Below are 21,107 nucleotides of genomic sequence, written 5' to 3' on the forward strand. Positions count from 1 at the left end.
CCGAGATGACCGACATCACGGACGAGGGTGGCGCGATCGCGCGGCTGAATCCCGTACTGCGCCAGGTGCGGGCGGGCAACGGGTTCGAGGAGGCGCTGGAGCAGATCCTCCAGGTGGTCCGGCTGGGTCTGGTGCCCGGCGGGGAACGCCTTCCGCCGGAGCGCGAGTTGGCGGAGCGGATGGGCATCAGCCGGGTCACCCTGCGCGAGGTGCTGAAGGTGCTCCAGGACCAGGGCCTGGTGGAGGCCCGGCGCGGGCGCTACGGCGGGACGTTCGTCCTGGCCCGCCCGGACACGCCGGCCGGCGGCGCCGAGGAGGAGCTGCGCCGGCGCGTGGCGGGGGTGGACATCGAGGACGTGCTGCGGTTCCGCGAGGTCCTGGAGGTGGGGGCGGCCGGGCTGTGCGCCTCCCAGGGGCTCTCCGAGGAGGGCGCCGAGCGGCTGCTGCGGGCGCTGACGGCCACGCACGACGCCCCGCTGCCCGACTACCGCCGCCAGGACACCCTCTTCCACCTCACCCTGTGCGAACTGGCGGGCTCCGCCAGCCTGACGGCCCAGTACGCCGCCGTCCGCGCGACCGTGAACGACCTGCTGGACTGCATCCCGCTGCTGGTGCGCAACCTGGAGCACTCGCAGCAGCAGCACACCGCGCTCGTCGAGGCGGTGCTGGAGCGGGACGCGGAGGGCGCCCGGCGGGCGATGCGGGAGCACTGCTGCGGCACGGCGGCCCTGCTGCGGGGCTTCCTGGCGTGAGCGGGAGCCCGCGGCGCCCCATTCGTAACCGGTCTTTAACGCAAGGGTCTTGCGCGCTCCACGCCCGTGACGCAAAGGTACGCCTCACAACCATTGCATTGCCCTAGGCAGGAGCGCACATGGCCGACGACATCGCACCCGTGCCCGTATCCGCACCCCCCGGGCCCCCCTCCGCGTCCTCGGGGACGTCGGACGCGGCCCGTTCGGACGCGGCCTATCTGGAGCGCCGCACCCTGCGCCGCGGCAGCGCCGGCTGGCTGCTGCTGACCGGCCTCGGCGTCGCCTACGTCGTCTCCGGGGACTTCTCCGGCTGGAACGTCGGCCTGGACAAGGGCGGCTTCGGCGGCCTGGCCATCGCCACCGTGCTCATGGGCACGATGTACGCCTGCCTGGTCTTCTCCCTGGCCGAGCTGTCCACGATCCTGCCGACGGCGGGCGGCGGCTACGGCTTCGCCCGCCGGGCGCTGGGCCCCTGGGGCGGCTTCCTGACCGGCACCGCCATCCTCATCGAGTACATCCTGGCCCCCGCGGCCATCGTCATCTTCATCGGCGACTACGTCGAGTCCCTGGGCCTGTTCGGGCTGACCTCCGGGTGGCCCGTCTACCTCGGCTGCTTCGTCCTCTTCATCGGGGTGCACCTGTGGGGCGTGGGCGAGGCCCTGCGCTTCAGCCTGATCGTCACGGCCGTGGCGGTGGCCGCGCTGCTGATCTTCGCGGTCGGCGCCCTGACCGAGTTCGACGCCTCCTCGCTCGACGACATCCCCGTGGACACGAGCGCGTTCGGCTCCGGCTCCTGGCTGCCCTTCGGGATCCTCGGCATCTGGGCCGCCTTCCCGTTCGGCATGTGGTTCTTCCTCGGCGTCGAGGGCGTACCGCTCGCCGCCGAGGAGGCCAAGGACCCGGTCCGCTCGATGCCGAAGGCGCTGGCCATCTCCATGGGCGTCCTCGCGCTGCTCGCCCTGATCACCTTCTTCGCCGCGACCGGCGCCCAGGGCGCCGACGCCGTCAAGAGCGCGGGCAACCCGCTCGTCGTCGCCCTGGAGGGGGACGACGGGCCGACCGCGCTGAGCCGGTTCGTCAACTACGCGGGGCTGGCCGGACTGGTCGCCTCCTTCTTCTCCCTCATCTACGCGGGCTCGCGCCAGCTGTTCGCCCTGTCCCGCGCCGGCTACCTCCCGCGGTTCCTCTCCCTCACCTCCAAGCGCAAGGCCCCGTACCTCGGACTGGTGATTCCCGGCGCCATCGGATTCGCCCTCGCGGCGGCCACCGGCAACGGCGCGCGCATGCTGAACATCGCCGTGTTCGGGGCGACGATCTCGTACGCCCTGATGGCCCTCTCCCACATCGTGCTGCGCCGCCGCGAGCCCGGCCTGGAGCGGCCGTACCGCACCCCGGGCGGCGTCCTGACCTCGTCCGTCGCCTTCGTCCTCGCCCTTTCGGCCCTGGTCGCCACCTTCCTGGTGGACCGGGACGCCGCGTTCATCGCCCTCGCCGTGTACGCCGTCGCCCTGGCCTACTTCGCGATCTACAGTCGGCACCACCTGGTGGCCTCGGCACCCGAGGAGGAGTTCGCCGCGCTGGCGGAAGCCGAGGCCGAGTTGACCCGCGACTGAAATCCTTGCCCCTGTCGTCTCCGAGCACCACCGTCCGGCACCACCCTGGAGGTAACACCGTGCCCAGGCCGCTCATCGGCATCAGCACCTACGTCGAGGAATCCACCCGCTACAACGTGTGGGACCTGCCCACGGCCCTCGTGCCGAGCGGGTACTACGAACTGGTCCAGGCGGCGGGCGGCACGGCCGTCCTGCTGCCGCCGGACGAACCGGAGCGGGCGGCGGAGGTGCTGGACCGGCTGGACGGCCTGATCGTCTCGGGCGGCCCCGACGTGGACCCGGTCCGCTACGGGGCCCCGCGCGACCCCCGTACGGGGCCGGCGGCGACGGTGCGCGACGGGTGGGAGCTCGCGCTGATCGCGGCGGCCCTGGAGGCGGGCACCCCGCTGCTGGGCATCTGCCGGGGCATGCAGGCGCTGAACGTGGCGCTCGGCGGCACCCTGATCCAGCACATCGACGGCCACGTCCACACCCCCGGGGTCACGTCCTGGCACCCGGTCAGCCCCGTGGCGGGCACCCGGTACGGGGAGTTGGTCCCGGAGGTGGCGGACGTGCCGACGTACCACCACCAGGCGGTGGAGCGGCTGGGGCGCGGCCTGGTCGTCTCCGCGTACGCCGAGGACGGCACGGTGGAGGCCGTGGAACTGCCGGAGCGCGACCGGTGGGTGGTGGGGGTCCAGTGGCACCCCGAGCGGGACAAGGACACCCGCGTGATGGCCTCGTTCCTGGAGGCCGCCGCCGAGCGCTCGGCGGTAGCGGTGGCCTGACCCGGCCGTCCGGGGCAGGCTGGAGGGGTGCGGTCCGAAGCCTATGGAGCGGCCTCCCGGTCGATGGCCGGGTTCCTGGAGAACCCGGTCATCGGGATGGCGCCGTGGATCGTCTTCTCCCTGCTGGTCGGCCCGGGGCGCTTCGAGATCGCGGTCGGGCTCGCCCTGGCCGCGGCCGTCGCCCTGGTCGTGCTGGGCCGGGTGGTCCACCGGGGCAGCTCGTGGAAGCTGCTGGAAGTGGCGGACGTGGTGTTCTTCGCCGCGATGACCGTCGTGGGAATCCTGGCGAGCGCGGGCACGCTGCGCTGGTTGGAGACGTACGCCGGCGAGGTCGCGAACATCACCCTGACCCTGATCGCCTTCGGCTCGATCGCCGTCGGGATGCCCTTCACCCTCCAGTACGCCCGTGAACAGGTGGATCCCTCCCTGTGGCACGAGCCCGGTTTCCTGCGGGCCAACCGGGTCATCACCGCCGTGTGGGGCCTGGCCTTCCTGGTGGCGGCCCTCGCGGGCGCCTTCGGGGACCTGGTCCTGCGCAACCCGAACAACATCTGGACCGGCTGGATCATCCAGATCCTCGCGATCGTGGCCGCGCTGCGGTTCACCGTCTGGTACCCGGAGGTCGTGCGCGCCCGCGCCGTCCGCGCGGCCGGTGGCGGCGCCCCCGAGGGCGGCCGGCTCGCCGGTCTGCTGCTGCCGCTGGCGGGCCTGCTCGTCCCGATCGGCATCGCGGTGCTGGTCTTCGACGGGAACGTGTGGTGGCTGGGCGTGGCCCTGATCGTCGCCGGCGCCCTCCTGACCAGGGCCCTGCGCGCGCACGACGACACGCCGAGCGAACCGGCCTGATCCGCCCCGACCCGCCCCGGTCCGGCCGGAACCGGGCTCAGGCGGAGACGGGCGGGGTGCGGCGGCGCGTCAGGGAGAGCAGGTCGCGGGCCGGACCGGCGGGGCGGGCGCCCATGGGCCACACCGCCCGCAGGGCGCGGTCGAGCGCGGTGCCCTCCACCGGTACCCCCACCAGGCGGCGGGCCGCCAGCTCGTCCCCCAGGGCCAGCTCGGACAGGACGCACGGGCCCGCTCCGCTCACCGCGGCGCCCTTGACGGCGGTGGTCGACGCCAGTTCGAGCAGCGGCTCCGCCAGTCCTCCGGCGGAGGCCAAGGCGGCGTCGAGCACCTGTCGGGTTCCCGAGCCCCGCTCGCGCAGGATCAGCGGGGTCGCCGCCAGTTCCGCCGCCAGGACCCCGCGCGAGCGGCGCGCCCAGGGGTGCGAGGGGGCCACCGCCACCACGAGGCGGTCCTGGGCGATGACCACCGAGTCCAGGCCGTCGGGGACCGACAGCCCCTCGACGAAGCCGAGGTCCGCCTCGTGGGCCAGTACGCGCTGGGCGACGTCGGCCGAGTTGCCCGCGTGCAGGGAGACCGCGGTCCCGGGGCGTTCCCCTCGCAGGGCGATGAGCCAGCCGGGCAGCAGGTACTCCGCGATGGTCATGCTGGCCGCCACCCGCAGCCGGGAGTCGCGGCGGCCCCGTAGCGCCTGGGCCCCGGCGTCGAAGGCCTCGGCGGCCTCCACCACGCGCCGGGCCCAGTCCGTGACCAGCGCGCCCTCCGCCGTGAGCGTCGAGCCGCGCGGCGAGCGGTCCACCAGGGCCACCCCGAGGCGGGTCTCCATCGCGCGGATCCGGCTGCTCGCGGCGGGCTGCGTGATGCCCAGCCGGCGGGCCGCGCCGCTCAGACTGCCGACGCGGGCGACCGCGAGCAGCAGCTCCAGCGCGCCCAGGTCCGGTACGCGGTGCGCGAGCGGAACCCACTCCTCATTACCCATAACATCAGTTTATGGCCTCATAGGAGGGTGATCCCTGCCGTCCGGGTCGGCCCCGCCGCAGGCTGGACCCATGGCCACCACGCTCGTGCACCCCCGCACCACACCCCACACCGCCCGCACCTCGCCCCGCACCCACAAGGTCCCGGCGCTGCGCCACCTCGGCCCCAACTGGTACGCGTCCATCATGGGCACGGCGATCATCGCCAACGCCGGCGCGAGCCTGCCGTACCAGCTCCCCGGACAGCGCGTGGCCTGCCAGGTCTTCTGGGCGCTGTCCCTCGCGGCCCTCCTCGTCCTGCTCACCGCCCGCGCCGGCCACTGGCTCCACCACCGCGACCAGGCCCGCTCCCACCTCCTCGACCCGGCGGTGGCCCCCTTCTACGGGTGCCTGTCCATGGCCCTGCTGGCCGTCGGCGGCGGCACCGTGATCGTCGGCAAGGACCTGATCGGGGAGCGGGCGGCCGTGGCCGTCGACACCGTCCTGTTCACCACCGGCACCGCCGTCGGCCTGCTGATGGCGGTGGTGGTGCCCTACCTGATGGTGGTCCGGCACAAGGTCGAGGCCTCCCAGGCCACCCCCGTCTGGCTGCTGCCCGTGGTCGCCCCGATGGTCTCCGCCGCCCTCGGTCCCCTGCTGGTCCCCCACCTGCCCGCCGGCCAGCCCCGCGAGGCCCTGCTGCTGGCCTGCTACGCCATGTTCGGCGTCAGCCTGCTCGCCACCCTGCTGATGCTCCCCCTGGTCTTCGGCCGGCTGATCGTCAGCGGCCCCCTGCCCCTGGCGCTGACCCCCGCCCTGTTCCTGGTGCTGGGCCCCCTCGGCCAGTCCACCACCGCCGTGAACCAGCTCGCCGACGTCGCCCAGGGCGCCATCGCGGCCCCCTACGCCGGCGCCCTGGGCGCCTTCGCGGTGGTCTACGGGGTCCCCGTGATGGGCTTCGCCCTGCTGTGGCTGGCCCTGGCCGCGGCGATGCTGGTCCGGGCCGCCCGCGCCGGCATGGGCTTCGCGATGACCTGGTGGGCCCTGACCTTCCCCGTCGGCACCTGTGTCACCGGCGCCGCGGGCCTGGCCCGGCACACCGGGCTCACCGCCTACTCCTGGCTGGCCGCGGCCCTGTTCCTGGCCCTGGTCACCGCCTGGGTGCTCGCCGCCGGCCACACCCTGCGCGGCCTGTTCGACGGCCGCCTCCTGGCCGCGCCCCGCTAGCGGCGCGCCGCTGCCAGCGCCTGCGCCAGCACCCGCGGGGCCTCCTCCAGGGAGGGCCCGTACCAGGTCAGATGACGACCGCTCACCAGCGCGGCCCGGATGCCGGGGAAGGCCTCCGGGCCGTCCTCCTCGGTGAAGCGGTACGGCTCGTCGGGGAGCACCACCAGCTCGCAGCCGCTCGCCGCGAGCTCCTCGGCGGGCACCCGCGGGTACCGCTCCGCGTGCCCGGCGTAGACGTTGCGCACGCCCAGTCGGGCCAGCAGGTCCCCCGCGAAGGTGTCGCGGCCGAGCACCATCCAGGGCCGCCGCCAGACGGGGACGAAGGCGCGGACCGGCGGGCCGCCGGCAGCCGCCGGCCCGTCCCAGGCGGCCTCCGCCCGGGACAGCCAGGCGGGCCTGCGCAGCCCCAGCGCGTCCACCAGCACCCGGTCCAGCTCGGTCCAGGCCTGCGGCAGGGTGCGGACCTCGGTGACGAGCACCTCCACCCCGGCCGCGCGCAGCTCCGCGAGGTCGGGGGCCCGGTTCTCCTCCTCGTTGGCGATCACCAGGTCGGGGCGCAGCCCCACGATCGCCCGTACGTCGGGGTTCTTCGTACCGCCGATCCGTACCGCGCCCCCGAGGTCGGCCGGGTGCGTGCACCAGTCGGTGACGCCGACCAGCCGTCCGGGCGCGGACACGGCGACGGCCTCCGTCAGGGACGGGACGAGCGAGACGACGCGCACCGGCTCAGCGGCCCGGCGCGGGGGGCTCGGAGGTGGCGTGGATGTGCTCGCCGACGGCGACGACCAGCAGCCGGGTGTCCTCGCTGACGGCCCTCCAGCGGTGGCGCACCCCGCCGGAGAGGAACAGCGCGTCCCCGCTCTCCAGCCGGTAGGCCCGCCCCTCCGCCTCCACCTGGCAGGCGCCCGAGACCACGTACATCAGCTCGTCGTTGCGGTGCTGGTACTCGCGGCCCGCGTCCTGGTCCCCGCTGAACTCCAACGCGTGCAGCTGGTGGTGGCCGCGCACCAGGGGCCGTACGCCCTTGATCGGCGTGAGCCCCGAGTCGTCGCCGGCCCGTACGAGGTCCACGGTGCGCGCGGTGTCGGAGGCGGCCAGCAGGTCGACGGCGGTGGTCTCCAGCGCGTCCGCGACCCGCTCCAGGGAGCGCATGCTGGGGCGGGCCCGTTCGTTCTCTATCTGGCTCAGGAAGGGCACGGACAGGCCGCTGCGGGCCGACACCGCGGCCAGGGTCAGGTGCAGGGCGCGGCGCCGCTTGCGCACGGCCACGCCCACCCGCAGCGGCTCCTTGGAGTCCTTGTCCTTGTCTCCGCCGTCCATGCCGCCGGCGCCGTCCTCCGCGATCTTCCTGTCGTCCTTCTCGTTCATGGCGGGGCTGCCCTCCCCTGTCCTCGTCGCACGTCGATGTGCTGTAAGCACCTTACGCAGCATCCCGCCCCGGATTCGCGCCCAAGGGCCTCACCCGATCGCACCCGGGCAGGTTTCCGCGGCGCGGCCGTCACCCTGCGTGCGCGCGCCGGTCCTCGGGGGCGCTCCAGACCGCCCGGTCCCCGTCGATGATCACCACGTCGCCCTCGGGCCTGACCAGCAACCTCGCCCCGGGGTGGCCCTCGGTGCCGCTGCTCCAGACCCGTTCGCCCGAGGCGTCGCGCACGGTGAGCTCCCCGTCGCGGTCGAACAGGGCGTCGTGACCGGATCCGGCGGTACCGGCGCTCCAGGTCCGCGACCCGTCGCGGTCGAGGACGACGAGGTCCCCGTCGGCGCCCAGGACCAGGCGCACCGCGCCCGCGTCGATGACGTCGCCGGCGCGCAGCACGGTGGCGGGGTGGACCTCGACGGAGTCGTCGAGGGTGCCGCGGGCCAGGTCGCGCAGGGTGGTCAGGGAGGGGGTGAAGGCGTAGAGGGCGCCCTCGGTGCGGACGAACCGGCCGAAGCGCAGGGTGGCGGCCCGGCTGCCCGTGTCGGAGGGGTTCTCGAAGGTGACCGGGGTGTCCGGGCCGATCACCGGGTCGGCGCCGACGCGGGGGTTGCGGCCGGCCGGGAAGTCCTGCTCGTTGATCCAGCGCTTCGCGACGAACTCGAACTGCTGGACGAGGTCGGCCTGGTAGCCGACGAAGACCAGCCCGCGCGGCACGTCCGCGCCCGAGCGGGCGCCGCCCTTCGGGTCGTACGCGGGGCCGTAGGGGATGCCGCGGCGAATGATCCGGCGGCTGTCGAGTTCGGCGGCGTCCACCGGGGGCCGGCCCGGGGCGGGGTTCAGTCCGTCGCGCGGGTTGCCCTTGCGGATGTGGGCGAACAGCGGGGTGTGCCAGCCCTGCGGGTCGTCGGCGTAGGTGAGGTCGGCGTCGGGGTCCCTGCCGAGGGGGCCCGGCTTCTCGACGAGCGGGCAGCCCGCGATGGGGGTGCCGCCCGGCCACCGCCCCACCAGTCGGGCCGCGAGCCAGGTGTCGCCGGCCTCGGCGGGCGCGGCCCCGGCCCGCTTCAGCTCGACGAGCCGCGCCCGGACCTGCTCCCACCATCCGGGCACGTCCTGCGCGAGGCGCCGTACGACCTGGAAGGAGCCGCCCGTGGCCCACGCAGGGAGCCCGGCGGGCCGCTGTCCGATCCGCTCCTGGCCCACGAGGAACTCCCCGGCCGGGACCAGCCGCGTGCCGGGCCTGCCCTCGACGGTGGTGCCGGTGGCCGCGTCGGGCGCGTGGAAGCCGCGCACGCCGGGCTGGCTGATGCCGTCGGTGAAGCCGAAGTGTTCGTGGCCGCGCAGGGCGCCGGTCAGGGTGGCGGCGTCCTGCCGGAAGACGACGGTCCCGGAGGCGGGCCCGAGCGCCTCGCGGTGGCGGGCGACGGCGGCGGCGAGCTTGGCGGGTTCGTCCGCGGAGAGGCTGAGCACCGCGTGGACCGGTCCCCCCGAAGCGGCGGAGCGCCCCGGCCGCTCGGACTGCCCGGCCCCGAACAGCCAGGAGTCGGGGGCGCTGTCGCCGGTGTCCCCGAGGGCCTCGGCCCGTTGGGCCGCGCCCTGGACGAAGGCCTCGGCGGTACCGCCCGGCGGCAGGGCGGGGAAGGGCTCGCGCCCGGCGAACAGCCGCAGGCCGGGGTGGGTCAGGGACAGGCCCGTCCAGGTGGCGGAGAGGGCGGCGGGATCGACGCCGCCCGCCTTGACGCGGGCCGCGCTGAAGGCGGCGTTGAAGCGGGCCATCTCCTCGGTGGTGGACAGCTGCGGGAGCAGGTCCGCGAGCCAACGCCGGGCCTTGACGGGGTCGGTGAAGCGCAGGAGCAGCAGGCAGGCGTGGTCCTTGCGGGAGCCCGCGAGGATGTCGCCCTGGGTGGTGCGGTCGGTGCGCAGGGGCAGGTCGTCCGCGTCGGCGCGGGAGGCGGCGGGACCCGCGGGCGGCGCGGCGGGCGCGGCGGGGGCGGGGGCGGCCGTCGGGGCGGCCGCGGCGGCGTGGGGGCACATCGCGAGCGCGACGGCGCCCGCCCCGGCGGCCCCGGCCCTGAGCACGGTCCGGCGGTCGGGGGCGGATTGCCGGTCGGCGACATCCATCGTGGGGGCTCCTGGGTCGGGGTGCGGACGGGTACGCCGAAGGGGCCGGGGCGCCGGGGGGCGCGGCGCCGGCACACGACGACGGGGGCTCGAACGACGGGAACGGCCGTACGGAACCGGGCGGGCGGGACGTCCCGCCGGTGATCCACACCCTCCGCGAAAGATCGCGTACGCGCGCGCCGGACGAACTGTTGGAGTGACGGCCGCGTCGCACCGGGTGACGCCGCGTCACGATCCGCCGTCGGACCGGTACGGCATCATCGACCCGTGACGACACGACGCCTGATGCTCCTGGACACCGCCTCCCTCTACTACCGCGCCTACTTCGGGGTGCCGGACTCCGTGAAGGCCCCCGACGGCACGCCCGTCAACGCCGTGCGCGGACTGCTCGACTTCATCGGACGGTTGGTCCAGGACCACCGCCCCGACGACCTGGTGGCCTGCATGGACGCCGACTGGCGGCCGCACTGGCGGGTGGAGTTGATCCCCTCCTACAAGGCGCACCGGGTCGCCGTGGAGACGCCGACCGGGCCCGACGTCGAGGAGACCCCCGACACCCTGACCCCGCAGGTCCCGATCATCGAGGCGGCGCTCGACGCCTTCGGGATCGCCCGGGTGGGGGTCGAGGGCTACGAGGCGGACGACGTGATCGGCACCCTCACGGCCCGAGCCGACGGGCCGGTGGACATCGTCACGGGCGACCGCGACCTCTTCCAGCTGGTGGACGACGCCCGCGGGCGCCGCGTGCTGTACCCCCTCAAGGGCGTGGGCACCCTCCAGGTGACCGACGAGGCCTGGCTCCGGGAGAAGTACGGGGTCGACGGCTCCGGGTACGCGGACCTCGCACTGCTGCGCGGCGACCCGAGCGACGGCCTGCCGGGGGTTCCCGGAATCGGCGAGAAGACGGCCGCCAAGCTGTTGGAGGCGTTCGGTGACCTCGCGGGGATCGTCGCCGCGATCGACGACCCGAAGGCGAAGCTGACCCCCACCCAGCGCAAGCGGCTCGACGAATCCCGCCCGTACCTCGCGGTGGCCCCCAAGGTCGTCCGAGTCGCCTCCGACGTGCCCGTTCCGGCCTTCGACCCGGTGCGCCCCCATGCCCCGAAGCACCCCGAAGCGGTGGACGCACTCGTCCATCAGTGGGGTCTGGGAGGAGCCGTGGCACGTCTGAGCAGCGCGCTGCGCCCATGAGGTGCTAACTTAGGTAATCCTAAGCTTGCTAAGTTCAGGGGAGTCACCGTGGCTGAAGGACGCGCCCGCTCTGTCGGCACCGCCGTCGTCGTACGTACCGAGCGGCTCACGCCGCACATGGTCCGGATCGTGCTGGGCGGTGACGGGCTGGCCGGCTTCGGTGCGGGCGTGTACACCGACCACTACGTGAAACTCCTGTTCGCCCCCGAGGGCGTGCGCTACGCGGAGCCCTGGGACCTGGACGTGATCCGCGCGACCCACCGCCGCGAGGAGTGGCCGCGCCAGCGCGCGTACACGGTCCGCGCCTGGGACCCGACCCGCCGGGAGCTGACCCTCGACTTCGTGGTCCACGGCGACGAGGGCCTCGCCGGACCGTGGGCCGCCCGCGTCCAGCCGGGTGAGGCGGTACGTTTCCTCGGCCCGGGCGGCGCCTACGCCCCGGACCCGCTCGCCGGCTGGCACCTCCTCGTCGGCGACGAGAGCGCCCTGCCGGCCATCGCCGCGGCCATGGAGCGGATGCCGCGCGGCGCGACCGTACGCGCCCTCATCGAGGTCGAGGGACCGGCGGACGAACACCCCCTCCTCAGCACCCCGGACGGGATCGCCCCGATGTGGCTGCACCGCGGGGACCGGCCGGTGGGCTCGACCCTGCTGCCCGCCGTCACCTCGATGGTGTTCCCCTCCGCCGACGTCCACGCCTTCGTCCACGGCGAGGCCGGCTTCGTCAAGGAGCTCCGCCGCCACCTGCGCCTGGACCGCGGCATCACCCGCGAACGCCTGTCCATCTCGGGCTACTGGCGCCACGGCGAGACCGACGAGGGCTGGCGCGCGATCAAGCGCGACTGGAACGCCACCGTCGAGGCCGAGCAGGAACTGCGCACCCCCGCCGCCGCCTGACCCGCGGCGCCCGCGCGGGCGCCGCGGGCGGCGGAGGCCGACGGGCGGGACCCCGGTCCCGCCCCCGCGCCGCCTACCCTGGTCTCCGATGAGCCGCAGATCCCACATCCCGCCCGCACCCCTGCCCCAGCAGTCCGGCATCGACCCGGTCCGCATGCGGCTGCCCCCCGACCCCGAGGGCCGCTGGCCCGTCCTCGGCGCCTACCTCACCGAGCGCTACGCCGGCACGCGCGGCGCCGAGTCCATGGCGCGGCTGCTCGCCGCGGGCCGGGTGCTGGGGGTCGGCGGCCGGGTCCTGGCCGCCGGGGACCCGTACGAGCCCGGCGGCTGGCTCTGGTTCCACCGGGACATGCCGCCCGAGCCCCCGGTGCCGTTCCCGATCCGCGTCGTCCACCGCGACGACCGGCTCCTGGTGGTGGACAAGCCGCACTTCCTGGCGACCACCCCGCGCGGCAGCCACGTCACCGAGACCGCGCTGGCCCGGCTGCGCCGCGAGCTGGACCTGCCCGCCCTCAGCCCGGCGCACCGCCTCGACCGGATGACGGCCGGACTTGTGATGTTCAGCATCCGCCCCGAGGACCGCGGCGCCTACCAGCTGCTGTTCCAGCAGCGCCGCGTCCACAAGGAGTACGAGGCGATCGCCGCGCACGATCCGGCCGTGGAGCTGCCCCGACTGGTCCGCAGCAACATCGAGAAGGTGCGCGGGGTGATGGCGGTGGTCGAGGACCCGGACGCCGAACCGAACGCCGAGAGCCTGGTCGAACTCGCCGACGTGCGCGAGGGCCTGGGCCGCTACCGGCTGACCCCGCACACCGGACGCACCCACCAGCTGCGGGTGCACATGAGCGGCCTCGGCCTGCCCATCCTCGGCGACCCCGTCTACCCGGTCGTCGCCGGCGAGGTCGACCCGACGGACTTCCGCCGCCCCCTCCAGCTGCTGGCCAGGAGCCTGGCCTTCACCGACCCGGTCACCGGCGTGGAACACCGCCTGGAGTCCGGTCTCACCCTCCAGGCCTGGGAGGACCGGGCAGGCTGGGAGACGGGCCGACCGCCGCGCGACCACTGACCCCGGCGAGACCCGCGATCCGCAGCGCGGCGTCGGCGGCCGCCTCCGCGAAGGCGGCCACCGGCCGGGCCGGATCGGAGCGGTGGACGAGGCTGACGCCCTCGATCAGGCCGAAGAGCAGGTCGTTGCGGAGCGTCAGCCCGGCCCCGTCGCCGTCGAGTTCGTCACCGACGTCCGTGGCGTACAGCAACGAGCGGTAGTTGTCGCGCAGTTCCTCGCGCATCCGGTGGAAGCGCCCGAACCGCGGCCCCCTCAGCTCGGGCAGCAGGTAGAGGGCTCCCAGGTTGTAGGGACCCCCGCACAACAACTGCACGTCGAAGCGGCACAGCTCCCACAGCCGCAGCGCCGCCGCCCGGCCGCCGTCGGCCAGGAGCCGGCGCGACAGGGCCAACGAGGGACCCACCGTGGACTCCAGCAACTCGGCGAGGAGCTCCTCCTTGCCGGCGAAGTAGTGGTACATCGTGGCCTGGCGCATCCCGGCCCGTTCGGCCACCTCCCGCGTGGTGGTGGCCGCGTATCCCCGCGCCGCGAACAGTTCGGCCGCCGCACAGAGGAGTTCCTCGCGCGGCGGCCGGTCGCTCGGCACCCTCATCCGATCGGCGCGCGGCCGACCGACGCGTCTCGGTCCTTCGTCCGTTCCCCCACTCATGCGCCGATCGTCGCACAGGACACGCCCGAAGGATCATGGCAAGAGATGAGATCCGGCCACGCCGCGGTTCGGAGGAAGCCCCAAAACCGCCTATCCGAGCGAGCTGTAGGCCACTACACCCCGCAACAGCGCGTCGACGGCCTTGCGCGCGTTGCGCGCCACCGTGCTCCCGCTGCCCGAGGAGGCCGGCGCCGTGTTCACCGGCGCCGCCGCCGCGATCTGCCCGAGGACGTCGATGACCTGCTTGCACCAGCGCACGAAGTCACCGGCCGGCATCTCCGCCTCGCGCAGCACCTCGTCGAGGCTCTTGTCCGAGGCCCACTGGTACGCGGCCCACGCGAAGCCGAGGTCCGGCTCCCGCTGTCCCACGCCCTCGGCCTGGTTGATGCGGTGCTCCTCCTCCAGCGCGTCGAGCCGACCCCAGATGCGGACCATCTCGCCGAGCGCGGCCTTCGCCGGCCCGTTCGGCACCTTCGGCGCCACCGCGTCGTCGGACTGCCGCGCCTCGAAGACCAACGCCGAGACGCAGGCGGCCAGTTCGGCGGGGCTCAGGCCCTCCCAGACACCCTCGCGCAGACATTCCGAGGCCAGCAGGTCCAGCTCCCCGTAGAGCCGGGCGAGCCGCTTGCCGTGCACGGTGACCTCGTCCTCGCGCAGGTAGTCCAGCTCGGTGAGCAGCGCGTGGATCCGGTCGAACGTCCGGGCGATGGTGTTGGTGCGGCCCTCGATGCGCCGCTCCAGCTGCTGCGTGTCGCGCCTCAGCCGGTGGTAGCGCTCCGCCCAACGGGCGTGGTCCTCGCGCTCGTCGCAGCCGTGGCAGGGGTGCGCGCGCAGCGCGGTGCGCAGCCGGGCGATCTCGCGGTCGTCGGCCGCGGCGGCCCGGCCGGGCCGGTGCCGCTCGGGGGTGAGGTGCCCGGCCTTGTTGCGCAGCGCGGTCGCCAGGTCCCGGCGGGACTGCGGCGAGCGGGCGTTGAACGTCTTCGGGATCCGCATCCGGTCCAGGGGCTCGACGGGGACCGGGAAGTCGATCGCGGCGAGTCGCTTGACCTGCCGCTCGGCGGTCAGCACCAGCGGGCGCGGGCCCTCGTGGTACTCGTACCCGCGGTGGCCGTGGACGCGGCCGGCGGGCACGCCCGGGTCCAGGACCAGCGCGAGACCGGCGAACTTGCCCGTCGGCACGTGGATGACGTCGCCCGGCTTGAGCCGCTCCAGCGCCGAGGCGGCCTGCGCCCGACGCTGGGCGGCGCCCTGCTTGGCCAGGTCGTTCTCGCGGTCCTTCAGCTCGCGGCGCAGCCGCGCGTACTCCTCGAAGTCCCCGAGGTGACAGGTCATGCCCTCCCGGTAGCCGTCGAGGCCCTCCTCGTTGCGCTGGACCTGCTTGGAGATGCCGACGACGCTGCGGTCGGCCTGGAACTGCGCGAAGGAGGTCTCCAGGAGCTCGCGGGAGCGGTGGCGCCCGAACTGCGAGACCAGGTTGACGGCCATGTTGTACGAGGGCTTGAAGCTGGACCGCAGCGGATACGTACGGGTGCCCGCGAGTCCGGCGAGCTGCACCGGGTCCATGCCCCGCTGCCACAGCACCACCGCGTGGCCCTCGACGTCGATGCCGCGCCGCCCGGCCCGGCCGGTGAGCTGCGTGTACTCGCCGGGGGTGATGTCGGCGTGCTGCTCGCCGTTCCACTTGACGAGCTTCTCCAGGATGACCGTGCGCGCGGGCATGTTGATGCCCAGGGCGAGGGTCTCGGTGGCGAAGACGGCCTTGACGAGGCCGCGGACGAACAGCTCCTCCACGACCTCCTTGAAGGTGGGCAGCATGCCGGCGTGGTGCGCGGCGATGCCCCGCTCCAGGCCTTCGAGCCATTCGTAGTAGCCGAGGACGTGCAGGTCCTCGGCGGGGATGGAGGCGGTCCGTTCCTCGACGATCTCGCGGACCTTCAGGCGGGCGGCGTCGTCGTTCAGGCGCAGGCCCGCGTAGAGGCACTGCTGGACGGCGGCCTCGCAACCGGCCCGGCTGAAGATGAAGTTGATGGCCGGGAGCAGGTCGTCGCCCTCCAGGCGGGCGATGACCTCGGGGCGGGCGGGGGTCCACACGCGGCTGCGGGAGCGGCGTTCGCGCTCGCGGTCGGCCTCGCGGACCATCTTGCCGCGCCGCCGGTCCTTGGGGCTGTAGCCGCGGCTGTTCTCCTCGCGGGCCATGCGCAGCAGGTCGGGGTTGACCTCGCGGCGGGCGGAGCCGCGGCCGCCGTGGTCGGACTCCTCCTCGAAGAGGTCGTAGATCCGCCGGCCCGCCATGACGTGCTGCCACAGCGGTACGGGCCGCTCCTCGGAGACGATCACCTCGGTGTCGCCGCGCACGGTGTCGAGCCAGTCGCCGAACTCCTCGGCGTTGGAGACGGTCGCGGACAGCGAGACGAGGGTGACGGACTCGGGGAGGTGGATGATCACTTCCTCCCAGACGGCGCCGCGGAAGCGGTCGGAGAGGTAGTGCACCTCGTCCATGACCACGTAGCCGAGGCCGCCGAGCGCCTGGGAGCCCGCGTAGAGCATGTTGCGCAGGACCTCGGTGGTCATCACGACCACCGGGGCGTCGCCGTTGACGCTGTTGTCGCCGGTCAGCAGGCCCACGCGGTCCGCGCCGTAGCGCTTGACGAGGTCCGCGTACTTCTGGTTCGACAGGGCCTTGATGGGTGTCGTGTAGAAGCACTTGCGGCCCTGTTGCAGGGCGAGGTGCACGGCGAACTCGCCGACGATGGTCTTGCCCGAGCCGGTCGGGGCGGCGACGAGGACGCCCTTGCCGGCCTCCAGTGCCTTGCAGGCCTCGATCTGGTACGGGTCCAGGTCGAATTCGTACATCTCGCGGAAGGGGGCCAGGGCGGTGGCCTCTTCGGCGGCGCGGATCCGGGCAGCGGCGTACCGCTCGGCGGGGGAGAGTTCTTCGGTCATCTTGCGTCGAGCCTACCCGCCGCCTCCGACAACAGTCGCGGGCATTTAAACGATCAGCCCGGGCGCGCCGGGAACGCGGAAGCGGCCGGTCGCGCGGTGTGCGCGCGCCGGCCGCTTCGGCGGTGCGTTCGACGGGGAGGACGGCTCGGCGGCCGACCCCCGGGGGTCACCGGTCAGGTGGCGTCGTCGTAACCGTTGATCTGTCGCCGCCCGCCGTCGGCCTGCTCGGGCAGGGTGGAGGCGGAGGGGGCCGCGTCGGGCGCGCCGACGGGTGCCGGGGTGAGGTCCACCTCGGAGGCCTCGTCGTCGTCGAGGTCGGCGTCGGGGTTGTTGCGGCGGCGCCGCCGGTCGTTCAGGAGGCAGATCCCGAGGGCGATGAAGTACAGGGCCACGATCGGGGAGGCCAGCGTCAGCATGGTCAGCGGGTCGCCGGTGGGCGTCGCGAAGGCCGCGAAGACGGTGATGCCGAGCACCATGGCGCGCCACCAGCTGCCGAGGCGCTTGGCGGTGAGGACCCCGGTGAAGTTCAGCAGGACCAGCATCAGCGGCAGCTCGAAGGCGATGCCGAAGACCACGACCATGCGCGTGACCAGGTCGAGGTAGTCGTCGACCGGCAGCAGGTTCTTGACGTGGTCGGGGGTGAAGCCGAGGAGGATCTCCGCCGTCTGCGGCAGGATCTTGTAGGCCAGGACCGCGCCCGCGAGGAAGAGGGGGGCGCCGATCGCGACGAAGCTCAGCGCGTACTTCTTCTCGCTGCGGTGCAGGCCGGGGGCGGCGAAGGCCCACAGCTGGTAGAGCCAGATCGGGGCGGAGAACACGATGCCCGAGGACAGGCCGACCTTCAGCGCGATGGAGAACGGCGCGGTGAGGCCGTTGGTGGTCATCTCGGCACAAGGGGCACCGTTGCGCTGGTGCGTGGCACCGTTGGTGCAGCCGACGGACGACAGCATCGGCTCCAGCAGGAAGTCGATGATGTCCCGGTAGAAGTAGGCCGCGACCACGGTGATGACCATGATCCCCAGGACCGACTTCAGCAGGCGGTTTCTCAGCTCACGCAGGTGCTCGACCAGCGGCATGCGCCCTTCGGCGTCCTTCGCCTGCTGGTCCTTGTTCCCCTGCTTGCGGGCAGACTTGAGCAACCCACGTCCCTTGTCTCGTTGCAGATGACTGGTGTGACGGGTGTGGCCGCCGGCCGTCAGCCCTGGGTGGTGCGGTTCGGCTCGCCGACGGGACGGGCGCTGGTGACGTCACCGGGAGCGGCCTGGATGGTGCGCGGGGCGACGGGCTGCTGCGCGGCCTGGTCGGCGGCCGGAGCGGGCGCCGCGGCGTCCTCCGCCTCGCCGTCCTTCTTCATCGCCTTGGCCTCGCTCTTGAGGATGCGGGCCGACTTGCCGAGGGAGCGGGCCATCTCGGGAAGCTTCTTGGCGCCGAACAGCAGCACGATGACAGCGATGATCAGAAGGATCTCAAGGGGCTTCAGATTGCCGATCATGTAAGTCTTCCTTCTCACCGAAGCGGCTGGTTGTGGTGGCCTCGCGTAACGGACAAAGATCCGATACGCCTGACAAGGATCGTAACCCCCGAGGGTTAACGCCCGGCAATCCCCTGGGGTCCGCGCGCTTGCGCACGCCTCCTGACGGTACGGGTAGAGGCCGCCAGTTTCCATGGACGGACCATGACGGGCCTATATCCTACGGCCGCGCCGCCCGCCCCGACCGGGCCAGATCGGCCGCCGCCCGCTCCAGGTCCCCCGAGGCCTCGGTGATCCGGCGGCTGGCCTCGGCCACCTGGCCGGACAGCCGCCGCACCTCCAGGAAGACCCGTACGGCCAGTACGGAGAGGACGGCGAGCCCCAGGAACCCCAGGGCGATTGCGAGCATCGGCCACAGCATGGGAGGAGCCTAACCGGCCCGCCCTCACACGCTGCGCAGGGTGCTCACCCCGCCCCCCGTCAGCAGCTCCACGATGCGCTCACCGGCGGGTTTGCGGACGGCGGCCGCGCACTGCGGGCAGGTGAAGGAGTAGAAGGTGCTCCGTCTGCTGCCGCCGATCACGAGGCGCAGCGCGTTCGCCGCCAGCTCGAAGCGGGCCCTGCACTGCGGACAGGCGGCTTTGAAGGTGACCTCGTGCGCCATCGCTCCCTCTCTCCCCGGACCCGTTCCCTGCCCTAGATCTGTTCCCCGTATCCCGCGAGTGCCTCTCGAGCGGCCTTCCGCGCGCTCTCGGCCGGTTCCGGCGGGGACACGATCCGTCCCTCGCGCCCCAGGCGCAGCGCCAGGCGGCGCAGCGAGGCGGGGTCCGGGCTGCGCAGGGTGATGCGCAGACCGCCGTCGGTCAGCTCCTCGGCGCTGTCGTGCGGGTAGTACTCGGCCACCCAGCGTCCGCCGGGCGCGACCTCGATCACCACCTGCGGGTCCTCGGCGGCCGGCTGGACCAGGCCCTCGGACAGGTCGCGGGGCTCGATCGCGGGCGGCTCGGCCCGCTCGTCCAGCAGCCGGATCTCCGCGACCCGGTCGAGGCGGAAGGTCCGCCGGGCCTCGGAGAGGTGGCACCACCCCTCCATGTAGGTGTGGCCCACCGCGAAGAGCCGGATCGGGTCGACGGTCCGCTCGGTCAGCTCGTCGCGCGCCGGGGAGTAGTAGCGCAGCCACAGCCGGCGCCGCTCGGCGATGGCCCGGTCCACGTCGGCGAAGACCCCGCCCTCCGACTCGAACGTCACCGAGAGCCGGGCGCTGGCCCCGGCCGCCTCGCCGGCGGCCGCCTCCAGCTTGGCGGTGGCGCGCAGCAGCGCGTCCCGGTCGCTCTCGCGCAGCCCCGGCAGGGTGGCCACCGCGCGGGCGGCCACCAGCAGCGCCGTCGCCTCGTCGGCGGCCAGGCGCAGCGGTTCGGCGGTGGACTCCCCCGAGGCGTCGGGGTTGCGCCACCAGATGCGCTCCCCGTCGGTGTCGATGTCGAGCAGGTCCCCGCCGCGGAAGCTGGTGCCGCACATGGGCAGCACGTCGAGGTCCGAGATCAGCTCGTCCTCGCTGATCCCGAAGGCCCGGGCGACGTCGGCGACGTGCGCACCGGGGCGCTCGCGCAGGTAGGTCACCAGGGACAGCATGCGGCGGGTCTGGTCGATGGCGTTGGCGGCCATGCTGGTACGTCTCCCCCTCGGGGCGTCGCTGTTGTTGTTCCGGTCAGCCCTGCGCGACGGCGCGCAGCCGGTCCACCACGTCGGAGCGCAGGTCGGCGGGCTCCACCACCACCACGTCCGGGCCGAACTCCACGAGCCAGGCGTCGAGCCCGTGCCCGTAGGGGATCTCCAGCTCGTCCCAGCCGTCGACGCCCTCGCGCACGGTCGTGGCCTTGGCCCGCAGCGGGTACCCGGCCCCGGCCCGCAGCCGGATCAGCGCCGAGCGCTGCGCGCCCTCCCCGGCCCAGCTCGCCACGGTCTCCCGTACGGTCACCACGTCCGGCACCTCGGCCGTGTAGCGGCCCGCCCGGGAGCGGACCTTGCCGGTGATCCGCGAGAGGCGGAACACCCGCTCCGCCCCGCGGTCGCGGTCGTAGCCCGCCAGGTACCAGTGGCCGCGCCAGCACTCCAGCGCCCACGGCTCGACCTGTCGGGTCTCGGGGCGGGCCGCGTTGGAGCGGCGGTAGTCGAAGACCACGGGCCGGCGGTCGCGGCAGGCCAGCATGAGGGGCTCGAACGCCGCCTCGTGGACGGGGATGCGCGGCTCGATGGCGCTGTGCTGGCCTTCGTAGGGGTCCCCGGCCTCCGGCATCCCGCCGGCCCGCAGCTTCTGCAGGGCGCCGCTGGCCGCGCCCGCCAGCCGGGCCTGCTGCCACACCTTGGCCGCCAGCCCCAGGGCGGCGGCCTCCTCCGCGTCCAGGGAGACCGGCGGCAGCCGGTTGCTGTCCCGGCGCGCCAGGTAGCCGGTCTCGCCCTCCAGGTTCTCCACGGTCTCGATCACCAGACCGAGCTCCCGCAGATCGTCCTTGTCCCGCTCGAACATGCGGTTGAAGGACTCGTCGTTGCCGGCTTCCATGTAGGCCTCGATGGATCCGCGCAGCTCGCGCTTGCTGAGGGGACGACGCGTCCCCAACAGACACAGCGCCAGATTCATCAGCCGCTCGGCCTTGGCAATCGCCATCGACGCCATTCCCCCCGCTTCTCGACGCACACGCTCGTTGACCGTTGACCGTACCGCCCCCGCGGTCCCCGACAAAAGCGAGGGCCCCCGCCTCACGGCGGGGGCCCTCGACGCACGGCGGCCTGGATCAGGCGGCCATCAGGTCGCAGACGAAGATCAGCGTCTCGCCCGGGGCGATCGCGCCGCCCGCGCCGCGGTCGCCGTAGGCGAGGTGGGCCGGGATCGTCAGCTTGCGACGGCCGCCGACCTTCATGCCCTGGATGCCCTGGTCCCAGCCCGCGATGACGCGGCCGGCACCGAGCGGGAACTGCAGCGCGGAGCCGCGGTTCCAGGAGGCGTCGAACTCCTCGCCGGTGGAGAACGCGACACCCACGTAGTGGACGGAGACCATGGCACCGGCCTTGGCCTCGGCGCCGTCACCCACCCAGATGTCCTCGATGACCAGGTCGGTGGGGACCGGACCCTCGGGGAAGTCGATCTCGGGCTTCTCGAGCTTGTCGCTCACGGAACTGCTCCTCAAAACTGATGG

Annotated in this window: 21 protein-coding genes; 8 read left to right on the forward strand and 13 right to left on the reverse strand. The window is 73.7% G+C overall.

Annotated features, from left to right (window positions below; genetic code table 11):
- Positions 1–5: 5 nt before the first annotated feature.
- The 4 genes from AB0D01_RS31100 (at position 6) to AB0D01_RS31115 (ending at position 3,978) form a co-directional block, all read left to right on the forward strand.
- The gene (locus AB0D01_RS31100; RefSeq protein WP_363061087.1) at positions 6–752 is read left to right on the forward strand and encodes an FCD domain-containing protein; all 747 of its coding nucleotides are present in this window, start codon (positions 6–8) and stop codon (positions 750–752) included.
- 119 nt (positions 753–871) lie between these two features.
- Positions 872–2,365: an ethanolamine permease gene (gene eat, locus AB0D01_RS31105; RefSeq protein WP_363061089.1), complete on the forward strand. Its 1,494-nt coding sequence runs from the start codon at positions 872–874 to the stop codon at positions 2,363–2,365.
- Positions 2,366–2,424: 59 nt separating this feature from the next.
- Positions 2,425–3,132 (forward strand): gamma-glutamyl-gamma-aminobutyrate hydrolase family protein, encoded by a 708-nt coding sequence (locus AB0D01_RS31110; RefSeq protein WP_363061091.1) that lies wholly within the window; start codon positions 2,425–2,427, stop codon positions 3,130–3,132.
- A gap of 27 nt (positions 3,133–3,159) precedes the next feature.
- A complete protein-coding gene (locus tag AB0D01_RS31115) occupies positions 3,160–3,978 on the forward strand; it encodes a hypothetical protein (RefSeq protein ID WP_363061093.1) in 819 nt (272 codons plus the stop codon).
- A gap of 37 nt (positions 3,979–4,015) precedes the next feature.
- Here AB0D01_RS31115 and AB0D01_RS31120 read toward each other — a convergent pair whose 3' ends face one another.
- Positions 4,016–4,954 (reverse strand): LysR family transcriptional regulator, encoded by a 939-nt coding sequence (locus AB0D01_RS31120; protein WP_363061095.1) that lies wholly within the window; start codon positions 4,952–4,954, stop codon positions 4,016–4,018.
- A 70-nt stretch (positions 4,955–5,024) separates the two neighbouring features.
- Here AB0D01_RS31120 and AB0D01_RS31125 point away from each other — a divergent pair, with 70 nt between their 5' ends.
- Positions 5,025–6,158 (forward strand): TDT family transporter, encoded by a 1,134-nt coding sequence (locus AB0D01_RS31125; protein ID WP_363061097.1) that lies wholly within the window; start codon positions 5,025–5,027, stop codon positions 6,156–6,158.
- Here AB0D01_RS31125 and AB0D01_RS31130 read toward each other — a convergent pair.
- The 3 genes from AB0D01_RS31130 to AB0D01_RS31140 all read right to left on the reverse strand — a co-directional run bounded on the left by AB0D01_RS31130 (position 6,155) and on the right by AB0D01_RS31140 (position 9,696).
- The gene (locus AB0D01_RS31130) at positions 6,155–6,880 is read right to left on the reverse strand and encodes a helical backbone metal receptor (protein WP_363061099.1); all 726 of its coding nucleotides are present in this window, start codon (positions 6,878–6,880) and stop codon (positions 6,155–6,157) included. The two genes, AB0D01_RS31125 and AB0D01_RS31130, sit on opposite strands and share 4 nt — an antisense overlap.
- A gap of 4 nt (positions 6,881–6,884) precedes the next feature.
- Complete coding sequence (locus tag AB0D01_RS31135) at positions 6,885–7,478, reverse strand: XRE family transcriptional regulator (protein ID WP_363061149.1); 594 nt, start codon at positions 7,476–7,478, stop codon at positions 6,885–6,887.
- Positions 7,479–7,656: 178 nt separating this feature from the next.
- A complete protein-coding gene (locus tag AB0D01_RS31140; RefSeq protein WP_363061101.1) occupies positions 7,657–9,696 on the reverse strand; it encodes a peroxidase in 2,040 nt (679 codons plus the stop codon).
- Between the two features lie 285 nt (positions 9,697–9,981).
- Here AB0D01_RS31140 and AB0D01_RS31145 point away from each other — a divergent pair, with 285 nt between their 5' ends.
- The 3 genes from AB0D01_RS31145 to AB0D01_RS31155 all read left to right on the forward strand — a co-directional run bounded on the left by AB0D01_RS31145 (position 9,982) and on the right by AB0D01_RS31155 (position 12,850).
- Positions 9,982–10,887, forward strand: coding sequence for a 5'-3' exonuclease (locus AB0D01_RS31145; protein ID WP_363061151.1), 906 nt, complete (start codon positions 9,982–9,984; stop codon positions 10,885–10,887).
- Between the two features lie 48 nt (positions 10,888–10,935).
- Positions 10,936–11,784, forward strand: a complete 849-nt coding sequence (locus AB0D01_RS31150) for a siderophore-interacting protein (protein WP_363061103.1) — start codon at positions 10,936–10,938, stop codon at positions 11,782–11,784.
- 88 nt (positions 11,785–11,872) lie between these two features.
- On the forward strand, positions 11,873–12,850 hold the full coding sequence (locus tag AB0D01_RS31155; protein WP_363061105.1) for a pseudouridine synthase: 978 nt from the start codon (positions 11,873–11,875) through the stop codon (positions 12,848–12,850).
- On the opposite strand, the gene AB0D01_RS31160 is transcribed toward AB0D01_RS31155, so the two are convergent.
- The 9 genes from AB0D01_RS31160 to AB0D01_RS31200 all read right to left on the reverse strand — a co-directional run bounded on the left by AB0D01_RS31160 (position 12,786) and on the right by AB0D01_RS31200 (position 21,083).
- Positions 12,786–13,499, reverse strand: a complete 714-nt coding sequence (locus AB0D01_RS31160) for a helix-turn-helix domain-containing protein (RefSeq protein WP_363061107.1) — start codon at positions 13,497–13,499, stop codon at positions 12,786–12,788. The two genes, AB0D01_RS31155 and AB0D01_RS31160, sit on opposite strands and share 65 nt — an antisense overlap.
- A gap of 90 nt (positions 13,500–13,589) precedes the next feature.
- The gene (locus AB0D01_RS31165) at positions 13,590–16,442 is read right to left on the reverse strand and encodes a DEAD/DEAH box helicase (RefSeq protein WP_363061109.1); all 2,853 of its coding nucleotides are present in this window, start codon (positions 16,440–16,442) and stop codon (positions 13,590–13,592) included.
- A 173-nt stretch (positions 16,443–16,615) separates the two neighbouring features.
- A complete protein-coding gene (gene tatC / locus AB0D01_RS31170) occupies positions 16,616–17,581 on the reverse strand; it encodes a twin-arginine translocase subunit TatC (RefSeq protein ID WP_363061111.1) in 966 nt (321 codons plus the stop codon).
- A 56-nt stretch (positions 17,582–17,637) separates the two neighbouring features.
- On the reverse strand, positions 17,638–17,934 hold the full coding sequence (gene tatA / locus AB0D01_RS31175) for a Sec-independent protein translocase subunit TatA (RefSeq protein WP_363061113.1): 297 nt from the start codon (positions 17,932–17,934) through the stop codon (positions 17,638–17,640).
- A 199-nt stretch (positions 17,935–18,133) separates the two neighbouring features.
- The gene (locus AB0D01_RS31180; protein WP_363061115.1) at positions 18,134–18,334 is read right to left on the reverse strand and encodes a hypothetical protein; all 201 of its coding nucleotides are present in this window, start codon (positions 18,332–18,334) and stop codon (positions 18,134–18,136) included.
- A 24-nt stretch (positions 18,335–18,358) separates the two neighbouring features.
- The gene (locus AB0D01_RS31185) at positions 18,359–18,577 is read right to left on the reverse strand and encodes a hypothetical protein (RefSeq protein ID WP_363061117.1); all 219 of its coding nucleotides are present in this window, start codon (positions 18,575–18,577) and stop codon (positions 18,359–18,361) included.
- Between the two features lie 32 nt (positions 18,578–18,609).
- Positions 18,610–19,578 (reverse strand): WYL domain-containing protein, encoded by a 969-nt coding sequence (locus AB0D01_RS31190; protein ID WP_363061119.1) that lies wholly within the window; start codon positions 19,576–19,578, stop codon positions 18,610–18,612.
- A gap of 43 nt (positions 19,579–19,621) precedes the next feature.
- A complete protein-coding gene (locus AB0D01_RS31195; protein ID WP_363061121.1) occupies positions 19,622–20,578 on the reverse strand; it encodes a WYL domain-containing protein in 957 nt (318 codons plus the stop codon).
- Positions 20,579–20,705: 127 nt separating this feature from the next.
- On the reverse strand, positions 20,706–21,083 hold the full coding sequence (locus AB0D01_RS31200; RefSeq protein ID WP_363061123.1) for an FKBP-type peptidyl-prolyl cis-trans isomerase: 378 nt from the start codon (positions 21,081–21,083) through the stop codon (positions 20,706–20,708).
- Positions 21,084–21,107: the final 24 nt, after the last annotated feature.

The organism is Streptomyces sp. NPDC048606, from assembly GCF_040650855.1.
Classification (GTDB): Bacteria; Actinomycetota; Actinomycetes; order Streptomycetales; family Streptomycetaceae; genus Streptomyces.

Bases quoted from the DNA above. Each gene is read 5' to 3' on its own strand.
- AB0D01_RS31100 (WP_363061087.1), top strand. From the start codon at position 6: ATGACCGACATCACGGACGAGGGTGGCGCGATCGCGCGGCTGAATCCC.
- eat (WP_363061089.1), top strand. From the start codon at position 872: ATGGCCGACGACATCGCACCCGTGCCCGTATCCGCACCCCCCGGGCCC.
- AB0D01_RS31120 (WP_363061095.1), bottom strand. From the start codon at position 4,954: ATGGGTAATGAGGAGTGGGTTCCGCTCGCGCACCGCGTACCGGACCTG.
- AB0D01_RS31125 (WP_363061097.1), top strand. From the start codon at position 5,025: ATGGCCACCACGCTCGTGCACCCCCGCACCACACCCCACACCGCCCGC.
- AB0D01_RS31135 (WP_363061149.1), bottom strand. From the start codon at position 7,478: ATGGACGGCGGAGACAAGGACAAGGACTCCAAGGAGCCGCTGCGGGTG.
- AB0D01_RS31140 (WP_363061101.1), bottom strand. From the start codon at position 9,696: ATGGATGTCGCCGACCGGCAATCCGCCCCCGACCGCCGGACCGTGCTC.
- AB0D01_RS31145 (WP_363061151.1), top strand. From the start codon at position 9,982: ATGCTCCTGGACACCGCCTCCCTCTACTACCGCGCCTACTTCGGGGTG.
- AB0D01_RS31155 (WP_363061105.1), top strand. From the start codon at position 11,873: ATGAGCCGCAGATCCCACATCCCGCCCGCACCCCTGCCCCAGCAGTCC.
- AB0D01_RS31160 (WP_363061107.1), bottom strand. From the start codon at position 13,499: ATGAGTGGGGGAACGGACGAAGGACCGAGACGCGTCGGTCGGCCGCGC.
- AB0D01_RS31165 (WP_363061109.1), bottom strand. From the start codon at position 16,442: ATGACCGAAGAACTCTCCCCCGCCGAGCGGTACGCCGCTGCCCGGATC.
- tatA (WP_363061113.1), bottom strand. From the start codon at position 17,934: ATGATCGGCAATCTGAAGCCCCTTGAGATCCTTCTGATCATCGCTGTC.
- AB0D01_RS31180 (WP_363061115.1), bottom strand. From the start codon at position 18,334: ATGCTGTGGCCGATGCTCGCAATCGCCCTGGGGTTCCTGGGGCTCGCC.
- AB0D01_RS31185 (WP_363061117.1), bottom strand. From the start codon at position 18,577: ATGGCGCACGAGGTCACCTTCAAAGCCGCCTGTCCGCAGTGCAGGGCC.
- AB0D01_RS31190 (WP_363061119.1), bottom strand. From the start codon at position 19,578: ATGGCCGCCAACGCCATCGACCAGACCCGCCGCATGCTGTCCCTGGTG.
- AB0D01_RS31195 (WP_363061121.1), bottom strand. From the start codon at position 20,578: ATGGCGATTGCCAAGGCCGAGCGGCTGATGAATCTGGCGCTGTGTCTG.